This window comes from Pseudonocardia pini, from assembly GCF_013870575.1.
GTDB classification, from domain to species: Bacteria; Actinomycetota; Actinomycetes; order Mycobacteriales; family Pseudonocardiaceae; genus Pseudonocardia; species Pseudonocardia pini.
Window position 1 is genome coordinate 1 of sequence record NZ_JACBXB010000755.1, and the last position, 2,676, is coordinate 2,676.

Here is a 2,676-nt window from a genome sequence, read left to right on the forward strand (position 1 = left end):
CGACGTCGTCGCCCCCGCCCGCCGCGACGATGTCGTCCCCCGCCCGGGTCGCGATGCAGTCCGCGCCCGTCGAGCCGGTCACCGAGTCCGCGGCCGCCGAGCCGAGGACGAGGAACGGACCCGCGCTGCCCGGTCGGTCACGGGCCGCGTCGAAGGTGGGAGAGCCCGCGCCGAGCTCGACCTTCTCGACGAACGAGGTCGCGCTCATCCCGGCTGCGGCGCACTCGGCGGGGACGTCCGTGGCCGCGACCGGGGTCCCCGTCGGCGCGGCGGCGACGGGTGCCGTGGCGGTCGCGGGAGCGGGGGTGGCCGCCGCCCTCGCGACCGAGGCCGACTGCAGGCCGAGAACCCCTCGGAAGGTCACGGTGAGGGTGCCGGTGGAGCGGTCGCTGAACCCGCCCGCGGACCCGCTCACCGTGCGGGCGACGAAGGTCGCGGGCACGGTGTCGGTCTTGCTGCCCAGCAGGCCGGACAGCCCGCCGAGTTCGAAGGTGAGCCGGACCGTCGTCGTCGCGTTGGGGGCGATGGCCGAGGAGAGGGCGAGGCTCGTGGTGTTGTTGAGCAACGCGCAGTAGTCCGCGGAGGCGCCGGTCGCCGCCGATCTGATCGTGATCGTCGGCGGGAACAGTCCCGTCTGCTGCCGCCAGGTGCCGCCCGTGGTGGTGCAGAACGCCGTCGAGGTCGTCGACGCCGCCAGGGTGAGCGACAGGTACGCGGTCGAGCTGCCCGTGTTGGTCACGACGAGGTCGTAGTACGGGGCGCTGCCGGAGGCGCCGGTCACCGCGGGCTTGGGCACCCAGGACCTGCCGCCGATGAACAACGTGCCGGAGCCGACCTGGCCCGGTTTGGCCTCGACATCGGCATAACGGGCGAGCGTGGTGTCCGAGGTGGACAGAAAACCTGTCGCCAGAATCGCCGCGGCGACCACGATCGACCCGAGCACCCGGCGTCGCATCACATTTCCCGAATGGTCGGCGAGGTGTCCCGGAAAGAGTTTCCGGGACACCTCGGAAACGAACTGAGGGTGAGAACGCTGCTCCGTTCGGGTCAGCCGATGGTCGTCTGGACGAGGGTGAATCTGGAGCCGAGGGTGACCGAGTCGCCCTGGACCTTGTTGTTCGGGTTCGACTCGTCGGTCGGGGTGGCGACGTTGGGCAGCTCGAAGCGCAGCGTGTAGGTGCCCGAGGCGCCGCCCGCCAGCGTCGCGGTGCCGCTGCCCGGGAGCGGGCCCTTCACGAAGTCGGTGAGCGCGACCGCGGGGGTGGCCACGGTGGACACCGGCGAGGCCAGCACGCTGACCGTGAGCTGGTCCTGCAGGTCACCACCCGCCTTGCAGGCACCGCCCTCGGCGGTCCGCTCGGGCTCGGTGCAGGTGACGTCCTTGCCGCTCAGGGTCAGGGAGTTGCTCAGAGTGCCCTGGATGGTCCCGGTGTTGCTCACGGTGAAGGTGACGTCCTTCTTGTAGCCGGGCGCGATGTTCGTGGCGGTGAACAGCGTCGAGGTGGTGGTGTCTCCCACCACGAGATCGAGGGTGCCCGAGGTCTGCGTGCCCTCGGGCCCGGCCTCGGAGTCGGTGAACGCGGCGTACGTGCCCGCCCCGATCGCCGCCGCGGCCACGACGGCCGCGACCACCCCGACGACCAGTCCCACCTTCCGCCGCTTGCTCTTCTTCTCGTTCTCCTGGACTGCCATGAGCATGTACTCCGGTCACTGGGAATCGATGGGTCCGCGCCAAGCGGGGGAGAAATGTGCGCGGCAGGGGCCGAGTATGCGGACGCACATCCGAGGCGGCAATTCCAGCGCGAATCGCCATTCGATCGGGTGGTGGAGCGAGCGGGATCGGTCCGCGGCGCGTGACAATCGAATCCGCGACACGAGGAGGACAGGGATGACGACGCATTCCCCGACGGCACCGGCCACCCGGGTCCGGCATCCGGCGCGCCGGGTGCTCGGCGCGGTGGTGGGGGTCGTGGTGCTCGCGGCGGTCGCCCTGGCCGCGCTCGTGGCCGTCGTGCCCCTGGCGGTCGGCGGCACCTCGCTGACGGTGCTGACCGGCAGCATGGAGCCGACGCTGCCCGTCGGCTCCGTGGTCGTCCTCAAGCCGATCGATGCCGCTCAGGTCAAGCCGGGCGACGTCCTGAACTTCACCGACCGGGAGGCCGCCTCCGGCCGGACCCGGGTCGTCACGCACCGCGTGGTGGAGGTCCTCCCCGGTCCCGGCTTCGTGACGCGCGGGGACGCCAACCCCGCGAACGACCCGGAACCCGTTGCGGCGCAGGACGTCCACGGCGTGCTCTGGTACGACGTGCCCTACGTCGGGACGATCCGCGAAAGGCTCACCACGCCCGCCGGGCTCGCGATCCTCGGTGGGGTGGTGCTGCTCGGGGTGGCGCTCGCCCTGCTGGTCCCGAAGTACCGGGACCGACCGGTCAGCCGTGCGCCACGATCTTCACGACCGTGACGAGCGCGCCCAGCCCGACCAGGGCCGCCACGATGATCGCCTGCTTCCACCACACCAGGCCCGTGCGGCGGGCCGCCAGCAGCGCGAACAGCCCGAGCGTGACGACCGACACCCAGATCCCCGCTCGCAGCGCCGCGGGGAGCCCCAGCACACCGAGGGCCGCGAGCAGCAGCAGCACCAGGGCCAGGACGAGCGCGAGCACCAGACCGATCCGG

General features: G+C 71.9%; 4 protein-coding genes. 1 reads left to right on the top strand and 3 read right to left on the bottom strand.

Annotated features, from left to right (window positions below; translation table 11 throughout):
- Both H5J29_RS28365 and H5J29_RS28370 read right to left on the bottom strand, forming a co-directional pair.
- A partial coding sequence (locus H5J29_RS28365; RefSeq protein WP_220188042.1) for a hypothetical protein occupies window positions 1-955 on the bottom strand: 955 nt, incomplete at its 3' end.
- A gap of 92 nt (window positions 956-1,047) precedes the next feature.
- A complete protein-coding gene (locus tag H5J29_RS28370) occupies window positions 1,048-1,692 on the bottom strand; it encodes a TasA family protein (RefSeq protein WP_181784055.1) in 645 nt (214 codons plus the stop codon).
- Window positions 1,693-1,888: 196 nt separating this feature from the next.
- Here H5J29_RS28370 and H5J29_RS28375 point away from each other — a divergent pair, with 196 nt between their 5' ends.
- Window positions 1,889-2,461: a signal peptidase I gene (locus H5J29_RS28375; protein ID WP_181784056.1), complete on the top strand. Its 573-nt coding sequence runs from the start codon at window positions 1,889-1,891 to the stop codon at window positions 2,459-2,461.
- On the opposite strand, the gene H5J29_RS28380 is transcribed toward H5J29_RS28375, so the two are convergent.
- Window positions 2,430-2,676: hypothetical protein (locus tag H5J29_RS28380; RefSeq protein WP_376768584.1), on the bottom strand; the 247-nt coding region annotated here is incomplete at its 5' end. The two genes, H5J29_RS28375 and H5J29_RS28380, sit on opposite strands and share 32 nt — an antisense overlap.